Below are 17732 nucleotides of genomic sequence, written 5' to 3' on the forward strand. Positions count from 1 at the left end.
CTTGGTTATTTTGCGTTAACTACATAAATTTTTTTTGGTGGATTTTTTGAAGGTTTTAAACCTTTACCCTCTACAGCTTTAAGCACAGACGACTCTAACTTTAATTGCTGCATTGTTGCCCTAACATCTACAAACTCACTCCTTAATTCTTTAACAGCTTCATTAAGCCTTGCTATATCATGCACTTTTTTATCAGCACTGTGCGAACTTGCAATCATAATAACTGCCAAAAAAGAAGCAAACAGAATAAAACGCCAGTTTTTAACTGAGTCTTCACTCACTAAAAACTTACCTTTAAGCACATTTAAAATGTTCTTTTTCATATGCGTTCTGCTATTCTAAGTTTTGCACTTCTGGCTCTATTATTTTCTTCTATTTCTTTTGCAGTTGGCACTATAAGCTTCCCTATCCTTTTAAACGGAACAAGTGTGTTACCGTAAAAATCTTTTTCTGCCTGCCCCTCAAAAACCCCATCTCTTATAAAACGCTTAACCAGCCTGTCTTCTAAAGAGTGATAACTAATTAAGCTTAACCTTCCTCCTTTTTTTATCACTTCGGGCATTTGCAACAAAAATTCTTTTAGTGCTTCTATTTCTTGGTTCACCTCTATTCTAATTGCCTGATACACTTGGGCCAACATTTTATTTTCTCTGCCTTTTGGCAAATACCCCAACAATACCTCTTTTAGTTGTTGCGTACTTTTTATAGGTCGCTTTTTTCGCTCGCTAACTATAGCTCTTGTTAACTTATATGCACTCTTAAGCTCCCCATACTCCTGAAACACTTTTCGCAAAGCCTCCTCTTCATATTCATTAACTACATTGTAAGCAGATATTGAGTTTTTAGCACTCATCCTCATATCTAACTCTGCATCAAAACGAGTAGAAAACCCTCGTTTAGCTTCATCAAACTGATGAGAAGAAACCCCGAAATCTCCCAAAACACCATCTACTTGCTGTATTCCATAGAACTTTAAAAAACGTTTTATGTACCTAAAGTTTTCATTAATTAACATAAAGCGCTCATCATCAATTGCGTTTGCTAAAGCCTCCTCATCTTGATCAAAAGCAATCAATCTTCCTTTAGCCCCTAACCTGCTTAAAATTTCTCTGGAGTGCCCTCCTCCACCAAAGGTTACATCAACATATACTCCGTCTTCTTTTATATTTAAGCCATCTACGGTTTCTTGTAATAATACTGGTTTATGATACATCTTCGTCATTATCTTCTCCCATTACTTCTTCTGCCAATTCTGCAAAATCTAAAGCAGCATCGTCTATTGCTTTTTCATAACTTTCTTTATCCCAAACCTCAATAATATTTATAGCAGAAGACAACACCACTTCTTTATTTATTTTGGCAAACTCAACTAAATCTTTTGGAATTAACAACCTGCCTGCAGCATCTACCTCAACTACTTTAACCCCGGCAGTAAATCTTCTAATAAAATCGTTGTTCTTTTTCTTGAACCTGTTAAGTTTGTTGATTTTTTGCATGAGCTTGTTCCACTCATCTATTGGGTACAACTCTAAGCAAGGCTGAAAAACAGCACGCTTTAAAACAAAGCCTTTTTGCAATACGGGAGCCAGCTGGTTTTTTAAAGCAACCGGCAACATAATTCTCCCTTTTGCATCTGCCTTGCACTCGTATGTACCTATAAAACTGATCAACAGATAGTTATTTTTTTAGCTCTTACTGTTCAAATATATGGAATATTTTACCACTTTTTACCACTTTTTACCACATTGTTGATAAGTTTTAACAATGAAGCTCTAAAACACTCATTTTTAATCGCTTAAAATCTCTTGTAATCATTTAAAAGTTTATACAATTAAAGCCTTTAATTTTCGGGGTGTTTTTAATACTTTTTATTATGATGTAATTGTTTATATTTGTTTTTTAGCTGAACCATAACTAACCATTGATGGCAAATAATTTAAAGAAAGAAGGAGCGTTTAGTTATCTGGATACTGGTGAGGGAACACCAATTATAATCCTACACGGCTTAATGGGAGGCCTTAGTAATTTTGAGGCTGTAACCGAGTTTTTTTCTAAAAAAGGCTACAGAGTTTTAATCCCAGAATTACCGGTTTACAGCATGTCTTTGCTAAAAACCAATGTGAAAAATTTGGCCGTTTTTTTAGAAAAATTTATAGAGCATTTGCAGTTAGACCAAGTAATTTTGTTAGGCAACTCTTTAGGAGGGCATATTGGTTTACTGCACACCAAACTCTATCCAGAAAAAGTTAAAGCGCTTGTAATAACAGGAAGTTCTGGATTATATGAAAGTGCTATGGGTGATGGTTACCCTAAGCGTGGTGATTATGAGTTTATAAAGAAAAAAAGTCAGGATGTTTTTTACGATCCGAAGGTTGCTACTAAAGAAATTGTAGATGAGGTTTATGCCACGGTAAACGACCGAAATAAACTTATAAAAACTTTAGCCATTGCCAAAAGCGCAATCAGGCATAACATGGCTAAAGATTTACCACACATGCACACACCTACCTGCATTATATGGGGTAAAAACGATAGTGTTACACCTCCAAACGTTGCAGAAGAGTTTCATGAGTTGCTTCCTGACTCTGATTTGTTTTGGATAGATAAATGCGGGCATGCACCTATGATGGAGCATCCCGAAGAGTTTAATAGAATTCTTTACGATTGGTTAAAGAAACGTAATTTTTAATAGCCGAAATGCAAATTAAATCGGCAGAATTTATAGTTAGTAACACAGATGTTACTAAATGCCCAAAAGAAGCATTACCTGAATATGCTTTTATTGGGCGTTCTAATGTTGGAAAATCTTCATTAATTAATATGCTTACCGGAAGAAAGCATTTGGCTAAAACTTCCGGTAGACCCGGAAAAACTCAATTAATAAATCATTTTAAAATTAATAATGAATGGTTTTTAGTTGATTTACCGGGATATGGTTACGCCCGAGTTTCTAAAAGTGTAAAAAAAACATTTCAGAAGTTTATTACCAACTATTTTGAAAAAAGAAAACAGCTTGTATCTGCCTTTGTTTTAATAGACGTTAGGCATGAGCCTCAAAAAATAGATTTAGAATTTATGCAGTGGCTTGGCGAGCACCAAATTCCTTTCTCAATAATCTTTACAAAAGCCGACAAACTAAAGCCTAATGCACTAGAACGTAATGTAACAAACTACATTAACTATTTACTAAACGATGTATGGGCACAAGCTCCTAATTATTTTATAACCTCTTCTGCAAATGCTATGGGACGTGACGAGGTTTTAAAATATATAGATGCTATAAACCAAGAAATTAAACAGTAGTTTTTAATCTTTTGGTTAGCAGATTTATTAACTGTGGTAATGTTTTTAGTTTATTAAGCTCTTGTGGTGTAATTAGAATTTCTGTAAAATCTTGTTGCATTAAAAGCACAATAGGATACGATAATTTATATTGATGAAACTTGCTTTTGTATAAGTTTTCAAATTCATCTTTATGCAAAAAAACCAATTGCTCTTTGTACTCATCAACAAAGCTTTTCCACTCTTTTTTTGCTGAAAATAAACCGTGTGTAATGGCACACAAATTACACTTATATGTTTGCGGACTAACCAGTTTGTGAACGCTATCTAATATTATGTTTTTAACACCAGAATTGGCATTGTAAACAAAAACAACTTTGTTATTCATAAACCGGTTAGTCTACAAAAAAAATAATTACTTACCTTTTTTTAACTCTAATTTTTCGGCAAAGTAATCGCAGAAGTCTTTCATGGTTTCTGTCATTTTCTCATCGTTTGTAGCTCTGTAATAGGTATCACTCATTGCAACAAGTGTTTGATGAAAAAATATTCGCATCTCGTCAATAGGCATTTCTTTAGTCCACAAATCAATACGAAGCGTTTCTTTGTTTTTACTATCCCAAACAGAAAGCAGCATTGCTTTTGCTTCTTCGTTTTCTACTCCTCCGTCTTTAGCAGTCCAATATAATTTTTCAGGAATTTTATTTTCGTCTAATTCTACTTGTAATAAAATATCAGATTTATGCGCACTCATTATTTACTTGGTTTATAATTAGCATTTTTAAAAATCTCTTCGGCAGGCATTTTTAGCATTTTCTCTACAGAAACATCATTCTTATCCATAAAAGATCGAACAATTTGCCATCCTATAAATTTTCCTATCATTCCGGGCGACTCATTATCTATTGCTAAATAAAATTTAGAGAATGGTGCCGGATAAACAAATCTTGCCAACAGCTTACTGTTTGTATCAAACAATAATTCTCGTTCTACAAAATAACGCCAAATTTCACTCTCGTTAGCCTTGGCCCACTCTAGCTCTTGTTTTGTGTAACCAATTCTATCGGATTCCGGTTTAAACGGAAGCAAAAGATCTTTCAAATAAAGCTCTTTCCCATAATAAATCATATGGCTTAAAAAGGTGCGGTCTTGTGCCGGTGATATTTTATTTGTTGCAAATTCAGACGCCACATCACTCACTATTAGTTCGGGGCGTAAATTTTTGCGAATATATTTTTGAATTCCACCATAAAACTTATGGTCTTCACCTAAATAGGTGTCTAACGAAATAAACAACAAACTATCTGCAAGAAGTACTTTTTGCTGATAATCTACATTATTTGTGATAGTTATTATTTTAGGAACTTGAGTTTCGGGAAAATAATAAAGCACATGTTTGTAAAAAAGCGTAAGCTCTTTATTAATAAAATCTGCATCCGGAAAAGCTTTGTTAACCTCACTATGAAGTTCTTGCTGCAAAGTATCTGTTACTTTAGCAATCCATACACTATCTGCATATTGTGCCGGAAACAAGTACGGATATTCTTTTTTTAGTTGATGAAGGTTTTCTGGTGTTACCGACGCGAATTTTTGGTCAAATCTATCTATAGTAACACTTACGTCTATAGCTTCTATCTGTTTGTTACTGGCGTTTTCTGTTTTACATCCGGCAAAAAAGAGCACTAAAACAATTAAAACAAAGCAGGTTTTTCTCATAGTTTTTAATAAACTTTGCATAAATTAACAACTGTTAGTTTGTTCTGCCAAACTGCTGTTTAATTTATACGTACAATGTAAATTTGCCACAAAGGTACAATTCATAAAAAAACACAATACTATGAAAACCCAAAAAGTTATTACACACATAGTTACTTGGTTAAAAGGGTATGCAGAAAATGCCGGCATTAAAGGTTTTGTTGTTGGTGTATCTGGCGGTATAGATTCTGCTGTTACCTCTACCCTTTGTGCTAAAACCGGGTTAGATGTTTTGTGTTTAGAAATGCCCATACACCAAGCTCAGAGTCAAGTTACAAGGGCTCAAAACCATATTGCTTGGTTAGAAAAAAACTTCACGAATGTTACCGGGCGTACCGTAAACTTAACCGATGTTTTTGATACATTTACTAATGTAGTCCCAACAAGCGATAACACAGAAAAATACAACTTAGCCATGGCAAATACCAGGGCAAGATTAAGAATGACTACATTGTATTATTTTGCCGGACTTAACGGTTATTTAGTTGCAGGAACCGGAAATAAAGTTGAAGATTTTGGTGTTGGTTTTTTTACAAAATATGGTGACGGAGGAGTAGATATTAGCCCTATTGCTGATTTAATGAAAAGTGAAGTTTATGAGATTGCAAAATTTTTAAATGTTAACCAAGATATAATTAAAGCTGCTCCGACTGACGGTCTTTGGGGAGATGATAGGACAGATGAAGACCAATTAGGAGCAACTTATAACCAACTTGAATGGGCCATGAATATGGTAGAAGCAGGTAAAAAAGCATCAGATTTTAATGGAGAACAATTACGTGTTTTTCAGCTTTATAAGAAATTAAATACAGCTAACAAGCACAAAATGATGGCAATTCCTGTGTGTAAAATACCAGATGAACTAAAATAAATTACCTTAGGACGATTTTAACTTAACTTTTACATAATCCGTAAATTTTTATATAATTTTACAATAAACAACTACACCCCAAACCTAAACAATAGTAGGTCTTTATCGATGAACGGCTTAACATATTGTGGTGGTTTTATAAGACTAACAAAAAACCAAAAATTATGATTAACGTATTAGTAGCCGACAATCATCCAGTTGTAAGAGAAGGAATTAAGCATGCACTTCCTGAGTCAGAATTTAATATTATTGGTAGTGTAAGTACCACGAGCGAACTTTTTGCATTTCTTTCTAAGAAAACTCCTGATGTAATTGTCATGGAAATGGACATCCCAGAAATTAATGGTGTTACTGCACTACGCAAATTAAAGAAAGAATTCGCAGGAGTTAGAGTACTTATGTTTAGCGCTCAATCTGAAGACGTTTATGCCATGAGTACCATAAGAGCCGGAGCCTCCGGTTATCTTTCTAAAGAAGCAAGTTTACATCAATTACAAGATGCTATTAAAAAAGTTGCCGAAGGAAATATGTTTATAACCAACGAACTTGCGCAACGTTTGGCGTTTGATGAAGGTACTCAACGTCCAAGACGTTTCTTTAGAAAACTTTCTACTCGTGAGGTTGAAGTGCTAAAGCTTCTTGCTGCCGGAAAACGTAATAAACATGTTGCCGAAGAGCTAAACCTTAATGAAAAAACAGTTAGTACCTATAAAGCCAGATTAATGCGTAAGCTTAATGTAGATAACATGGTAGATTTACTACAACAAGCAAAAGCACTTGAGCTTTATTAATCTTTTACAACACTCGGTTTAACTTTTTAGATAAAATTATTTTTAATTGATGGTAATTCATGATTTCTTCTAAGATTTCATGATTACCATTTTTTGTTTGAAGTGTTTCTTGCTGTAGCTGCTCTACACGTTTATTAATTAAATGACACCGTAAACTTAAAATAGTTTCGCTAACCAATTGTGCAATACCACTCTCTTTGGGTTTTACATAAATATTTTTTCGGTCCCAATCATGAAGCACATACTTTTCATCGTCCATTAAAATAGATGTAACTTCTTGAGCCATGTCCGGCTCTAATTCTTGCACAAATTCTGTTATTGTAAAATCAGGATTTTCGTTTAATTGCGTAATTAGCTTGTAGTAAATAGACCTGAATATTTGGTTTGTTAAATCTACTTCATCTGCCTGTAAGTCTAAAAATATTTTTTCGAAGACTTTACATTCTTGTAATTCTCTTTCAAGCTTAAGTTCACCTGTTTCTGTTTCTTTAAAAACTAAATCTTCAAATGTTTCTGTACAATTTCCATACAGCAATAAAATCTCAATTATTTTACGTTCAAGCTCATACTGTACATCTACTTTTTTAATGTCTTGCTCCTGATCTCTAACAACCTTAAAAGCTTCTTGTTGTTTTTTAAATTTTTTATTGGCGTCTGCCAGCTCTTTTTTACCAATTTGAGCAAGTGTATTAAACAATACATCTTCAGAAATGTCCATAATTCTGGAACACTCCTGAATATAAACCTCGCGTTTAATCCTATCAGGTATTTTAGCGATACTATTTACAATATCTCTAATTATTTCTGCTCGTTTAATAGGATCATTTTGAGCTTCTGCAACCAGCAATGAAGCTTTAAACTGAATAAAATCTTTGGCGTTTTCTTGTAGGTAAAGAACAATCTCTTCAAAATCATTCTTTCTAGCAAAACTATCAGGGTCTTCTCCTTCCGGAAAAGTACAAACCCTAACATTCATCCCTTGTTCTAAAATTAAATCAACCCCACGCAAAGATGCTCTTAATCCGGCTGCATCGCCATCAAACAGAACTGTAATATTATTTGTTAATCGGTTTATTAACCTTATTTGATCTGGTGTAAGCGCAGTACCACTTGACGCCACCACGTTTTTTATGCCGGCTTGATGAAACTGAATAACATCTGTATAGCCTTCTACTAAATAGCAATTATCTTCTTTTGCAATAGCTTGTTTGGCCTGATATATACCATAAAGTATTTTACTTTTTTGATAAATTTCACTCTCAGGAGAATTAATATATTTAGCCGCTTTTTTAGTGTTGGTTAAAATTCTGCCTCCAAAGCCCAACACTCTTCCACTCATTGAATGAATCGGGAACATTACTCGGCCTTTAAACCTATCAAACTGTTTGTTTTCTTTAACAATAGTAAGCCCAGTTTTCTCTAAAAATTCTAGCTTATACCCTTTTTGTAATGCCGTTTTTGTAAAAGCATCCCACTCATCCGGAGAGTAGCCCAAACCAAATTTTTTAATAGTTTCTGGCGTAAACCCACGCTCTTTAAAATATGTAAGTGCTATTGCCTTGCCTGCCTCAGAATTCCATAGGGTGTCTTGAAAGTATTCTTGTGCAAATTTGCTCACTAAGAACATACTTTCACGCTCATTAATAAGGGCTTTATCTTCTTGTGATTGTTTGGTTTCTTCTACTTCAATATTATACTTTTTAGCTAAGTATTTAATAGCTTCAGGGTATGTAAAATGTTCGTGCTCCATTAAAAAAGCAACTACATTACCTCCCTTTCCGGAAGAAAAATCTTTCCAGATTTGCTTTACAGGAGAAACCATAAAGCTTGGGGTTCGTTCATCTGTAAACGGACTTAACCCTTTGTAGTTAGAGCCTGATTTTTTTAATTGAACAAAATCTGAAATAACTTCTTCTACTCGGGCAGCTTCAAATACTTTATCTATGGTAGATTTAGATATCACTTACAACTTAATTTTTTTGTGTTGATGAAGCGTTTTGCACTTACTAAAAATAGTAATTATTTGCCTAATTACTTTTTACGATCTATAACATAATTTACCATTAAAGTTAGTGCTTCTTTGTAAGGAGATTCAGGGTATGAATTTAAAAGTTGCAAGGCTTCTTTTTGGTAGTCTTTCATTTTTTGCTCTGCATAGTCTAAACCACCTTTTTCTTTTACAAAATGTATAACCTCTTTAACTCGTTTTTTGTTCTTATTATGATTTTTAACAGAGTTAATAAGCCATTTTTTTTCTGCTTTAGAGCAATTATTTAACACGTGAATTAATGGGAGCGTCATTTTCTGCTCTTTAATATCAATCCCTGTTGGTTTACCAATTCTATCTTCGCCATAATCAAACAAATCATCTTTTATTTGAAATGCCATCCCTATAAGCTCTCCAAACTTTCTCATTAAAGCCACTTCTTCTGAATTAGGTTTAACAGAGCAAGCTCCTAAGGCACAGCATGAGGCTATTAAAGTTGCCGTTTTTTGTCTAATTATTTCATAATATACGTCTTCTGTAATGTCTAACCTTCTGGCCTTTTCTATTTGTAAAAGTTCGCCTTCGCTCATTTCTCTCACTGCTACAGAGATTATTTCAAGCAAATCAAAATCATTGTTATCTATAGAAAGCAATAGGCCTTTAGACAATAAATAGTCTCCAACTAAAACTGCAATTTTGTTTTTCCAAAGTGCATTTATAGAAAAAAACCCACGACGTCTATTAGAGTCATCAACCACATCGTCATGCACTAAGCTTGCAGTATGAATAAGTTCTATTACCGATGCGCCTCTGTATGTTCTATCGTTTACAGTACCTCCAGAAACCAATTTTGCCACTAAAAAAACAAACATTGGGCGCATTTGCTTGCCCTTTCTGTTAACTATATAGTACGTAATTCTGTTAATTAGTGGTACCCTTGAAGACATGGATTCATGAAACTTTTTCTCGAAAAGTTCCATTTCTTCATGAATTGGGGCTTTAATTTGCTCTACAATCTTCATGCTCTGATAAAGGTACTATTTTCTGTTAAAGTGTTTGGCTAAACTTAAGATTTGTTGGCTAACTGACCACAAGCTGCATCAATATCTTTTCCACGAGAACGCCTAACTTTTACAACAATTCCGTTATTTTCTAGCGCTTCTATATAGGCTTCTATGGCTTGGTTTGATGCTTGCTGAAACTGGCCATCATCTATTGGGTTATACTCAATTAAATTTACCTTACTGGGTACATATTTACAAAACTTCACTAAAGCAGCTATGTCTTTGGGAGTGTCGTTAATTCCTTTCCATACTACGTATTCGTAAGTAATTTTACTTTTAGTTTTTTTATACCAGTACTCTAAAGCCTCTCTTAAATCTGTTAAGGTAAAAGTTTCATTAAAAGGCATTATACTAGTTCTTACTGCATCTATTGCAGAGTGTAACGATACCGCTAACTTAAACTTTACACCATCGTCTGCTAATTTTTTAATCATTTTAGGAACTCCAGAAGTAGAAAGTGTTATACGTTTTGGAGACATTCCTAATCCTTCCGGCGATGTAATTTTATCTATGGCTTTTAGCACATTGTTGTAATTCATTAATGGCTCTCCCATTCCCATAAACACAATATTAGATAGGGGTCTGCCATAGTATAATTTGCTTTGCTTATCTATTGCTACTACTTGATCAAAAATCTCGTCTGGATTTAAGTTGCGCATTCGTTTTAGCCTTGCTGTTGCGCAAAACTTACAATCTAAGCTGCAGCCTACCTGACTTGACACACAAGCTGTGGTTCTGGTTTCTGTTGGGATTAAAACCGATTCTACCACTAACCCATCATGCAATTTAACGGCATTTTTTATAGTGCCGTCTGAGCTTCGTTGCATATGGTCTACTTGTATGTGATTAATCACAAAATTATCTTCGAGCATTTTACGCGTAGCTTTAGACAGGTTTGTCATTTCATGAAAAGAATGTGCTGATTTATTCCAAAGCCATTCATACACCTGATTTCCTCTAAAAGCCTTATCACCTTGAGACACAAAAAAAACCCTAAGCTGCTCTTTGCTTAATGCTCTAATATCTTTTTTGGTAGTTTGCATATGCTGCAAAAGTACTTAGAATTTTAGTTATTCTTACAAAAAGGGAAGTAATACGATAGCAGTATTAATTTGCAGTTTAATCTTTATGAAATTAAAAAAGCCTCGTTTTAAACGAGGCTTTTATTTTTAAAGTATTAGCATGGCATCGCCATACGAGTAAAACCTATATTTTTCTGCGATTGCTTCTTTGTATGCTTTCATGGTTAAATCATGACCTGCAAATGCAGAAATCATCATTAACAATGTAGATTTTGGTGTATGAAAATTTGTAACCATACAGTTAGCAATGCTAAAATCGTATGGAGGGAAAATAAATTTATTAGTCCACCCCTCAAACGTATTTAATGTTTTTTCTGAAGAAACAGAACTTTCTAAACCTCGCATAACAGTTGTACCAATAGCACAAACTTTACGCTTATTTTTCTTGGCATTATTTACAATTTTAACAGCTTCCGGGCCAATATAGAGCTCCTCGCTATCCATTTTATGTTTAGAAAGATCTTCTACCTCAACCGGATTAAAAGTACCTAATCCTACGTGAAGTGTAAGTTCTGCAAATTCAATTCCTTTAATTTCTAAACGCTTAAGTAAGTGCTTAGAAAAATGTAGCCCGGCCGTTGGCGCTGCTACTGCACCTTCGTGCTTTGCATAAATAGTCTGGTAGCGCTCTTCGTCTTCTGGCTCTACATCACGCTTAATATATTTTGGAAGTGGAGTTTGCCCCAATTCTTTTAATTTTTTTCTGAAATCTTCATACGATCCATCGTATAAAAATCTAAGTGTACGGCCACGAGATGTGGTATTATCTATAACCTCAGCAACTAAGCTTTCGTCTTCACCAAAGTATAATTTGTTTCCAATTCTAATTTTACGAGCCGGATCTACCAATACATCCCATAAGCGTTGTTCTTGGTTAAGCTCTCTAAGTAAGAAAACCTCAATTCTGGCACCGGTTTTTTCCTTGTTCCCGTATAATCTTGCCGGGAAAACTTTGGTGTTATTTAACACCATTACATCGCCTTCATCAAAATAATCTATAATGTCTCTAAAAAGTTTGTGTTCTATTTTTCCGGTATCTCTATGAACAACCATTAAACGAGACTCGTCTCTGTTCTCTGCCGGATGTTCAGCTAATAACTCTTTTGGAAGATCAAACTTAAAATTAGATAATTTCATAGGGTTTGTTTTAATAGGGCGCAAATATACAATCTCAACATAGGGGTTGTCAAGGATTTTGACAATTAATTTACATTGAGTAGCAATATGTTAAATAAGCTAAAGCTCAGATATGGTAAATGATAGTTGCTTTAAATCGTTCCAAAAGTTTGGGTAAGACTTTGTAACAACCTCTGCATCATTAATTATAATAGGTACTTTCAATGCTAAAGGCGCAAAAGCCATTGCCATTCTGTGATCATTATAGGTAGCTATGGCAATGTTTTCGTTAATTTTATTTGAGGCTTCTAAATACAATTCTGAAGCTGTTGTTTTTACTTGTGCTCCCAGCTTTGAGAGTTCGGCTTTTAGTGCCTCTAACCTATCAGTCTCCTTAATTTTTAAAGTATGTAGCCCTTTTAAATAGCATTTAATTCCTAAACCAAAACACGTTACAGCTATGGTTTGAGCAATGTCTGGAGCATTTGCTAAATCTAAATTAATTAGCTCAGGCAGATTATTATGCTGCTTTTTAAGCGTTATAGTATTACGATTAAAAACAGTTTCTACCCCAAATTGCTTATAAATTCTAGATAATACGGCATCTCCTTGTAAGCTATTGGGTTTGTATGAAGACAATGTTACTTGAGAGCCTACACCTGAAAGTGCTAAAATGCTATAAAAATAAGATGCAGAAGACCAGTCTGATTCTACAGTAATAGTTATTGGTTTACTTATATTTTTTAATGGACTGATAGAGATTTTATTGTCTGAAAAACTTGTTGTTACACCAATTTCTTGTAACAGCGAAAGTGTCATATTTATATAGGGCACAGAGGTTATTTTGCCTTCTAATGTTAATTGTAAACCATTAGATAATTTAGGTGCTATAAGCAACAGTGCCGATATATATTGACTGCTAATATTTGCGTTTAATGAAACTTTATTCTTGTTTAGTGCTTTTCCTTTAATGCTTAATGGCGGATACCCGTCTTCTTTTAAATAAGTTATATCTGCTCCTAATTGACGTAATGCATCTACAAGTATTTTTATGGGGCGTTCTTGCATGCGCTCAGAACCAGTTAAAACAACTTCTTTATTAGGGTTGGCAGCAAAATAAGCTGTTAAAAAGCGCATTGCTGTACCTGCATGATGAATATTAACTGTTGCTTTATTTTCTGCTTTAAGCCCTTTTGCCATTGCTTGTGCATCATCTGAATTTGATGCATTGCTTATTCTCAAATCCGGATATAGGGCTTGTAGTAAAAGTAATCTGTTGGTTTCACTTTTAGAACCAGTAATAGTAATTTCTCCGGAAACTATGTTGTTTTGTTTAGCTGCTTTAATATTCATAACAAAAAAATATCCCGAACAATTGCTCGGGATAACAAATATAAATTAAAAAAGTCCTTACTGTAATTTTTTGTTACTATGATGCCTATTATGGTCTCGTTTTGTTTTCTTTTCTAATTTTCTGTTAAAGGCTTCTTCAAGGTTAATCCCGGTTTGATTTGCTAAACAAAGTACAACAAAAACAACATCGGCCAGCTCTTCTCCTAAATCCTTCTCTTTATCACTTTCTTTCTCGCTTTGCTCGCCATAGCGTCTGGCTATAATTCTGGCAACTTCTCCAACTTCTTCGGTTAATTGTGCCATGTTAGTAAGCTCATTAAAATATCTAACGCCATGAGCTTTAATCCAATCGTCTACTGCTTTTTGTGCATCTTTTATATTCATCTTAAACTGTAATTAGTGCGCTGTAACAACGTTACAAAGTTAATATTTGCTAAAGTAATATTAGGTGTTAATACTTTTGTTTTGTGTCTATAATTATAGTCACCGGACCATCATTTACTAAAAAGACCTCCATATGTGCCCCAAATTTACCTGTGCCAACTTTTTTACCTGTTTCTTGCTCAAGTTTTTTTACAAACTCTTCGTACAACGGGATTGCCACATCCGGTTTAGCAGCCTTTATGTACGATGGCCTGTTTCCCTTTTTTGTAGATGCATGTAGAGTAAACTGACTGACTACTATAACATCTCCATTTACATCTAAAACAGATTTATTCATAACACCATTTTCATCATTGAAAATTCGTAGTCGAGCAATTTTTGCCGTCAACCAATCTATATCTTCTTTAGTGTCTTCTGTTTCAATACCTAATAAAATTAACAACCCGTTTTTTATGCTTGACACGGTACTGTTGTTAACGCATACTTTTGCCGATGAAACCCTTTGTATTACTGCCCGCATAATTACATATCTTTATACTCATCTACTCTGTAATTCTCGTCGTCGCCTTCAAGAATTTGCAAATAACTTTTATATCGACTCCAAAATAACTCATCATTATCTAAAGCCTCTTTAACCGCACATTTAGGCTCGTTTACATGTAAGCAGTTATTAAATTTACAATGTGCTTTTAAGGCAAAAAACTCAGGAAAATAATCGCCAACTTCCTGCTTTTCCATTTCTACCATCCCGAAACCTCGTATTCCGGGAGTATCTATAATTCTGGCATCAAAACTTAAATCAAACATTTCTGCAAATGTAGTAGTATGTTGCCCTTGCATGTGTTGCTTAGATATTTCTGCTGTTTTTAGATTAAGTGAAGGTTCTATGGCATTAATTAATGTTGATTTTCCAACCCCGGAATGACCGGAGAACATGCTTGTTTTTCCTTTCATTAAAGCTTTAACCTTATCTACATTTTTGCCGGTAGTAGCCGATATTCCAATACATTCATACCCTATTTCACGGTACATAGCAGCTAAATACTTTACCTCTAACAGTTCGTCTTCATTATAGGTGTCTATTTTATTAAATAGTAAAATAGCTTTAACGTTATAAGCTTCTGCTGTAACTAAAAATCTATCTATAAAAGTGGTAAATGTAACCGGATTATTTAGGGTTACTAATAAAAAAACCTGATCTATATTAGCAGCAATTATATGAACTTGTTTAGATAAGTTAACCGATTTTCTGATGATGTAGTTCTGGCGATCGTGAATATTGTAAATTACACCTACGGTTTCATCGCCAATTTGCTCTAAATTAAAATCTACAACATCGCCAACGGCAACCGGATTTGTACTTTTAATCCCTTTAATTCTAAACTTTCCTTTTAGCCTGCAATTGTAAAACGTATTGTTGTTTACCTTAACGGTGTACCAACTTCCTGTAGATTTATATACTGTTCCGGTCATAAACACATACGTTTTAAACTTTTGCTTTACAAATAAACAATTTTCTTAGGTTTTTAGCATTGTCTGGTTTAGTATTACCTATTTTAGCCAACTATAAATAATTTATTTAAAGACTTAAATATGAAAAAATTACTTTTTGCTGCCTTACTCTCTGTAGGCTTTTTCTCTTTTAATTATGCTCAGCAATACGAATACAAAGTTATTACCAGTGTAGAGTCTATAGTGCCTAACGGACTAGGGCGTTCGCGTATTGTTTCTGCTTCAGAAGAACGTGATTATAATGATTTTACCTCATCTAGATCTGACAATAAAGAAGAAAATAAACGCAACAAATCTAACAGATCAGAAATTAGAGTTAAAAATTTTGAAGAAACTAAGCTGCTTAATTTTTATAATTTAGGTGGTATAAGATTTCAAAACATAGCTGCTAATGATGCTGTTATAACCTCTAAAATTAATACAATGGTTGCAGATGGATGGGAACTTGCATTTGTAGTAAGTGCTGTAGAAAGTGATGCGGGAAAAGGAGACGGACAAGGTATTTTTATAACACGATATATTTTTAAAAAACCAATTACAAACTAAAATAAAAAAGCCTCAAACATTGTTTGAGGCTTTTTTATTAACTATTTAGAATTTTCTCTTGATGGTTTATAGATTCTTGATGGATTGCTTTAAATATACGTAGCACAAATTCTTCGCTTAATCCTTGCTGTTCTCCTTCTAAAATCATTTTTCCTAAAATTTCATTCCACCTTTTACTCTGTAGCACAGCCACATTACGTTCTTTTTTAAGTTCTCCTATTTTATCGGCTATTTTCATTCTACTGCCAAGCGCATTAATAATCTGATGATCTAAAACATCTATTTGGGCTCTTAAATTCTGTAATGTATTCAAATAGCTTGCTTCAGGGTCTGTTTCTTTTCTAATTTTCAAGTCGCGCATTATTTGCACCAACATTGACGGTGTTACTTGCTGAGCTGCATCACTCCATGCATTATCAGGATCATTATGTGTTTCTATCATTAGCCCGTCAAAATTTAAATCGAGTGCTGTTTGCGAAATATCAAATACCATATCTCTTTTACCGGTTATATGCGATGGGTCGCATAATAATGGTAAATCCGGGAAACGATTTTGTAGCTCTATAGCTAACTGCCATTCAGGAATATTTCTGTACTTAGTTTTCTCGTATGTAGAGAATCCTCTATGAATTACTCCGAGGTTTTTTATGTTGGCTTGATGTAAACGTTCTACAGCCCCTAACCATAATGCTAAATCCGGATTTACAGGGTTTTTAACCAAAACAATTTTATCTGTTCCGGAGAGTGCTTCGGCTATTTCTTGTACAATAAAAGGGCTAACGGTAGAGCGAGCTCCAATCCAAAGTAAATCTACATCATGCTCTAATGCAAGTTTAACATGGGTAGTATTAGCTACTTCTATAGCTGTTTTCATTCCGGTTTCTTCTTTGGCTCTTTGCAGCCATTTTAAACCAATAGCACCTACGCCTTCAAAATTTCCGGGTCTGGTTCTGGGCTTCCAAATACCGGCGCGTAAATACGTTACATCTGTATCTTTTAATTGGTGTGCTATTGTTAAAACCTGGTCTTCTGTTTCTGCACTACACGGACCTGCAATTACTAACGGATGCGATAGCTGCAGGTTGTCTAACCATTTTCGTAATGTTTTACTATTTTTCATATTACAATTAACTAATTGTCTTAATCATTCCGTTTAAAATATCTTTAATCCTATTTGTGTTTTCCATTTCGTTAAAAACAGCATCAAAATCATCTGCTTGCATAAAGGCTTTAAATTGTTGTAAGTTTTCAATATACTGCTCTAACGAAGCTATTATATTTTGTTTGTTTTGTTGGAAGATTGGAGTCCATGTTTTAGGCGAACTTTTAGCCAATCTCACAGTACTTTCAAAACCAGAGCCTGCCATATCAAAAATATCACGTTCGTTTTTTTCTTCTTCTATAACAGTTTTGCCCAACATAAAAGAACTTATATGCGATAAATGTGATACATAGGCTATGTGCTTATCATGAGAAACAGGATTCATATATCGAATACGCATACCTAAAGCATCAAATAAAGAAAGTGCCTTTTCTTGAATGGTGAAAGCTGTTTTTTCTACTTCACAAATTATATTAGTTTTTCCTTTAAATAAACCTATATGTGCTGCTTCGGGTCCGGAAAATTCTGTTCCAGCAATTGGATGTGCTGCCACAAAATTTCTTCGGTTTTTATGGTTTTGCACTGCTTCGCAAATTGGGGCTTTCGTAGAACCCACATCAAAAACTACAGTATTGTCATTAACATTATCCAGCACTTCTGCAAGTATGCTTACAATTGCATTTACAGGCACTGCCACAACTACTACATCTGCTTGAGAGAGGTCTTTTAGCTGTGCTTTTTTATCTATAACTCCTAAAGCTAAGGCTTTTTGTAAATGCTCCGGATTGTTATCTATACCGTACACGGTAGTATGTGGGATTTGCTTTTTAAAATCTAATGCAATACATCCTCCTATTAAACCTACTCCTATTACAAAAACATTCATA

The 17732-nt window shown here is 34.2% G+C and carries 21 protein-coding genes; 5 read left to right on the plus strand and 16 right to left on the minus strand.

Features of this window, described 5'->3' with window-relative positions; genetic code table 11:
- Nucleotides 1-5: 5 nt before the first annotated feature.
- From ACZ5CF_RS00590 to mraZ, 3 genes are read right to left on the minus strand one after another with little or no spacing between them, the layout of a single operon-like run.
- Entirely contained in the window at nucleotides 6-323 is a 318-nt protein-coding gene (locus ACZ5CF_RS00590) for an FtsL-like putative cell division protein (RefSeq protein WP_464579669.1), read from the minus strand.
- Complete coding sequence (gene rsmH, locus ACZ5CF_RS00595) at nucleotides 320-1222, minus strand: 16S rRNA (cytosine(1402)-N(4))-methyltransferase RsmH (protein WP_464579670.1); 903 nt, start codon at nucleotides 1220-1222, stop codon at nucleotides 320-322. Before rsmH ends, ACZ5CF_RS00590 begins: the two co-directional genes overlap by 4 nt.
- Nucleotides 1203-1670 carry a division/cell wall cluster transcriptional repressor MraZ gene (mraZ, locus tag ACZ5CF_RS00600; RefSeq protein WP_464579672.1) on the minus strand — a complete coding sequence of 156 codons (468 nt, stop codon included), beginning with the start codon at nucleotides 1668-1670 and terminating at the stop codon, nucleotides 1203-1205. The genes rsmH and mraZ overlap by 20 nt, the downstream gene beginning before the upstream one ends.
- 254 nt (nucleotides 1671-1924) lie before the next feature.
- Here mraZ and ACZ5CF_RS00605 point away from each other — a divergent pair, with 254 nt between their 5' ends.
- Both ACZ5CF_RS00605 and yihA read left to right on the plus strand, forming a co-directional pair.
- Nucleotides 1925-2689: an alpha/beta fold hydrolase gene (locus tag ACZ5CF_RS00605; protein ID WP_464579673.1), complete on the plus strand. Its 765-nt coding sequence runs from the start codon at nucleotides 1925-1927 to the stop codon at nucleotides 2687-2689.
- Nucleotides 2690-2697: 8 nt separating this feature from the next.
- On the plus strand, nucleotides 2698-3303 hold the full coding sequence (yihA, locus tag ACZ5CF_RS00610) for a ribosome biogenesis GTP-binding protein YihA/YsxC (RefSeq protein WP_464579675.1): 606 nt from the start codon (nucleotides 2698-2700) through the stop codon (nucleotides 3301-3303).
- On the opposite strand, the gene ACZ5CF_RS00615 is transcribed toward yihA, so the two are convergent.
- Genes ACZ5CF_RS00615 through gldB form a run of 3 tightly spaced genes read right to left on the minus strand, consistent with a single transcriptional unit; the run spans nucleotide 3293 to nucleotide 4998 of the window.
- Nucleotides 3293-3670, minus strand: coding sequence for a GTPase (locus ACZ5CF_RS00615; protein ID WP_464579677.1), 378 nt, complete (start codon nucleotides 3668-3670; stop codon nucleotides 3293-3295). The two genes, yihA and ACZ5CF_RS00615, sit on opposite strands and share 11 nt — an antisense overlap.
- A gap of 27 nt (nucleotides 3671-3697) precedes the next feature.
- Nucleotides 3698-4036, minus strand: coding sequence for a gliding motility protein GldC (gldC, locus tag ACZ5CF_RS00620; protein WP_464579678.1), 339 nt, complete (start codon nucleotides 4034-4036; stop codon nucleotides 3698-3700).
- Nucleotides 4036-4998, minus strand: coding sequence for a gliding motility lipoprotein GldB (gldB, locus tag ACZ5CF_RS00625; protein WP_464579680.1), 963 nt, complete (start codon nucleotides 4996-4998; stop codon nucleotides 4036-4038). The genes gldC and gldB overlap by 1 nt, the downstream gene beginning before the upstream one ends.
- A 121-nt stretch (nucleotides 4999-5119) precedes the next feature.
- Between gldB and nadE the strand changes: the two genes are divergently transcribed.
- Together nadE and ACZ5CF_RS00635 are read left to right on the plus strand one after the other, a co-directional pair.
- Entirely contained in the window at nucleotides 5120-5908 is a 789-nt protein-coding gene (gene nadE, locus ACZ5CF_RS00630; protein ID WP_464579681.1) for an NAD(+) synthase, read from the plus strand.
- 164 nt (nucleotides 5909-6072) lie between these two features.
- Nucleotides 6073-6699: a response regulator gene (locus tag ACZ5CF_RS00635; protein WP_464579682.1), complete on the plus strand. Its 627-nt coding sequence runs from the start codon at nucleotides 6073-6075 to the stop codon at nucleotides 6697-6699.
- A gap of 4 nt (nucleotides 6700-6703) precedes the next feature.
- On the opposite strand, the gene dnaG is transcribed toward ACZ5CF_RS00635, so the two are convergent.
- The 8 genes from dnaG to rsgA form a co-directional block, all read right to left on the minus strand.
- Nucleotides 6704-8662 carry a DNA primase gene (dnaG, locus tag ACZ5CF_RS00640; RefSeq protein WP_464579684.1) on the minus strand — a complete coding sequence of 653 codons (1959 nt, stop codon included), beginning with the start codon at nucleotides 8660-8662 and terminating at the stop codon, nucleotides 6704-6706.
- A 68-nt stretch (nucleotides 8663-8730) separates the two neighbouring features.
- Nucleotides 8731-9708 carry a polyprenyl synthetase family protein gene (locus tag ACZ5CF_RS00645; protein ID WP_464579685.1) on the minus strand — a complete coding sequence of 326 codons (978 nt, stop codon included), beginning with the start codon at nucleotides 9706-9708 and terminating at the stop codon, nucleotides 8731-8733.
- Between the two features lie 44 nt (nucleotides 9709-9752).
- A complete protein-coding gene (gene rlmN, locus ACZ5CF_RS00650; protein ID WP_464579687.1) occupies nucleotides 9753-10793 on the minus strand; it encodes a dual-specificity RNA methyltransferase RlmN in 1041 nt (346 codons plus the stop codon).
- 126 nt (nucleotides 10794-10919) lie between these two features.
- Nucleotides 10920-11969, minus strand: coding sequence for a tRNA preQ1(34) S-adenosylmethionine ribosyltransferase-isomerase QueA (queA, locus tag ACZ5CF_RS00655; protein WP_464579688.1), 1050 nt, complete (start codon nucleotides 11967-11969; stop codon nucleotides 10920-10922).
- 99 nt (nucleotides 11970-12068) lie between these two features.
- The gene (gene aroA, locus ACZ5CF_RS00660; protein WP_464579689.1) at nucleotides 12069-13301 is read right to left on the minus strand and encodes a 3-phosphoshikimate 1-carboxyvinyltransferase; all 1233 of its coding nucleotides are present in this window, start codon (nucleotides 13299-13301) and stop codon (nucleotides 12069-12071) included.
- Nucleotides 13302-13358: 57 nt separating this feature from the next.
- Nucleotides 13359-13685, minus strand: coding sequence for a nucleotide pyrophosphohydrolase (locus ACZ5CF_RS00665; protein ID WP_464579690.1), 327 nt, complete (start codon nucleotides 13683-13685; stop codon nucleotides 13359-13361).
- 67 nt (nucleotides 13686-13752) lie between these two features.
- Nucleotides 13753-14205: a D-aminoacyl-tRNA deacylase gene (gene dtd, locus ACZ5CF_RS00670; protein WP_464579692.1), complete on the minus strand. Its 453-nt coding sequence runs from the start codon at nucleotides 14203-14205 to the stop codon at nucleotides 13753-13755.
- A 2-nt stretch (nucleotides 14206-14207) separates the two neighbouring features.
- Nucleotides 14208-15158, minus strand: coding sequence for a ribosome small subunit-dependent GTPase A (rsgA, locus tag ACZ5CF_RS00675; protein ID WP_464579693.1), 951 nt, complete (start codon nucleotides 15156-15158; stop codon nucleotides 14208-14210).
- 120 nt (nucleotides 15159-15278) lie between these two features.
- Here rsgA and ACZ5CF_RS00680 point away from each other — a divergent pair, with 120 nt between their 5' ends.
- On the plus strand, nucleotides 15279-15743 hold the full coding sequence (locus tag ACZ5CF_RS00680) for a hypothetical protein (RefSeq protein WP_464579694.1): 465 nt from the start codon (nucleotides 15279-15281) through the stop codon (nucleotides 15741-15743).
- Nucleotides 15744-15780: 37 nt separating this feature from the next.
- Here ACZ5CF_RS00680 and ACZ5CF_RS00685 read toward each other — a convergent pair whose 3' ends face one another.
- Together ACZ5CF_RS00685 and ACZ5CF_RS00690 are read right to left on the minus strand one after the other, a co-directional pair.
- Nucleotides 15781-16863, minus strand: a complete 1083-nt coding sequence (locus ACZ5CF_RS00685; RefSeq protein WP_464579695.1) for a chorismate mutase — start codon at nucleotides 16861-16863, stop codon at nucleotides 15781-15783.
- A gap of 7 nt (nucleotides 16864-16870) precedes the next feature.
- On the minus strand, nucleotides 16871-17731 hold the full coding sequence (locus ACZ5CF_RS00690) for a prephenate dehydrogenase (RefSeq protein WP_464579696.1): 861 nt from the start codon (nucleotides 17729-17731) through the stop codon (nucleotides 16871-16873).
- Between the last annotated feature and the right edge of the window lies 1 nt (nucleotide 17732).

The organism is Lutaonella thermophila, from assembly GCF_055387725.1.

What these genes read in the sequence shown, in the direction of transcription:
- rsgA (WP_464579693.1), bottom strand. Translation starts at nt 15,158, where the DNA reads ATGACCGGAACAGTATATAAATCTACAGGAAGTTGGTACACCGTTAAG.
- yihA (WP_464579675.1), top strand. Translation starts at nt 2,698, where the DNA reads ATGCAAATTAAATCGGCAGAATTTATAGTTAGTAACACAGATGTTACT.
- rsmH (WP_464579670.1), bottom strand. Translation starts at nt 1,222, where the DNA reads ATGACGAAGATGTATCATAAACCAGTATTATTACAAGAAACCGTAGAT.
- ACZ5CF_RS00685 (WP_464579695.1), bottom strand. Translation starts at nt 16,863, where the DNA reads ATGAAAAATAGTAAAACATTACGAAAATGGTTAGACAACCTGCAGCTA.
- aroA (WP_464579689.1), bottom strand. Translation starts at nt 13,301, where the DNA reads ATGAATATTAAAGCAGCTAAACAAAACAACATAGTTTCCGGAGAAATT.
- ACZ5CF_RS00590 (WP_464579669.1), bottom strand. Translation starts at nt 323, where the DNA reads ATGAAAAAGAACATTTTAAATGTGCTTAAAGGTAAGTTTTTAGTGAGT.
- gldB (WP_464579680.1), bottom strand. Translation starts at nt 4,998, where the DNA reads ATGAGAAAAACCTGCTTTGTTTTAATTGTTTTAGTGCTCTTTTTTGCC.
- ACZ5CF_RS00615 (WP_464579677.1), bottom strand. Translation starts at nt 3,670, where the DNA reads ATGAATAACAAAGTTGTTTTTGTTTACAATGCCAATTCTGGTGTTAAA.
- ACZ5CF_RS00680 (WP_464579694.1), top strand. Translation starts at nt 15,279, where the DNA reads ATGAAAAAATTACTTTTTGCTGCCTTACTCTCTGTAGGCTTTTTCTCT.
- ACZ5CF_RS00635 (WP_464579682.1), top strand. Translation starts at nt 6,073, where the DNA reads ATGATTAACGTATTAGTAGCCGACAATCATCCAGTTGTAAGAGAAGGA.
- ACZ5CF_RS00690 (WP_464579696.1), bottom strand. Translation starts at nt 17,731, where the DNA reads ATGAATGTTTTTGTAATAGGAGTAGGTTTAATAGGAGGATGTATTGCA.
- rlmN (WP_464579687.1), bottom strand. Translation starts at nt 10,793, where the DNA reads ATGCAAACTACCAAAAAAGATATTAGAGCATTAAGCAAAGAGCAGCTT.
- dtd (WP_464579692.1), bottom strand. Translation starts at nt 14,205, where the DNA reads ATGCGGGCAGTAATACAAAGGGTTTCATCGGCAAAAGTATGCGTTAAC.
- ACZ5CF_RS00645 (WP_464579685.1), bottom strand. Translation starts at nt 9,708, where the DNA reads ATGAAGATTGTAGAGCAAATTAAAGCCCCAATTCATGAAGAAATGGAA.
- nadE (WP_464579681.1), top strand. Translation starts at nt 5,120, where the DNA reads ATGAAAACCCAAAAAGTTATTACACACATAGTTACTTGGTTAAAAGGG.
- ACZ5CF_RS00665 (WP_464579690.1), bottom strand. Translation starts at nt 13,685, where the DNA reads ATGAATATAAAAGATGCACAAAAAGCAGTAGACGATTGGATTAAAGCT.
- gldC (WP_464579678.1), bottom strand. Translation starts at nt 4,036, where the DNA reads ATGAGTGCGCATAAATCTGATATTTTATTACAAGTAGAATTAGACGAA.
- queA (WP_464579688.1), bottom strand. Translation starts at nt 11,969, where the DNA reads ATGAAATTATCTAATTTTAAGTTTGATCTTCCAAAAGAGTTATTAGCT.
- ACZ5CF_RS00605 (WP_464579673.1), top strand. Translation starts at nt 1,925, where the DNA reads ATGGCAAATAATTTAAAGAAAGAAGGAGCGTTTAGTTATCTGGATACT.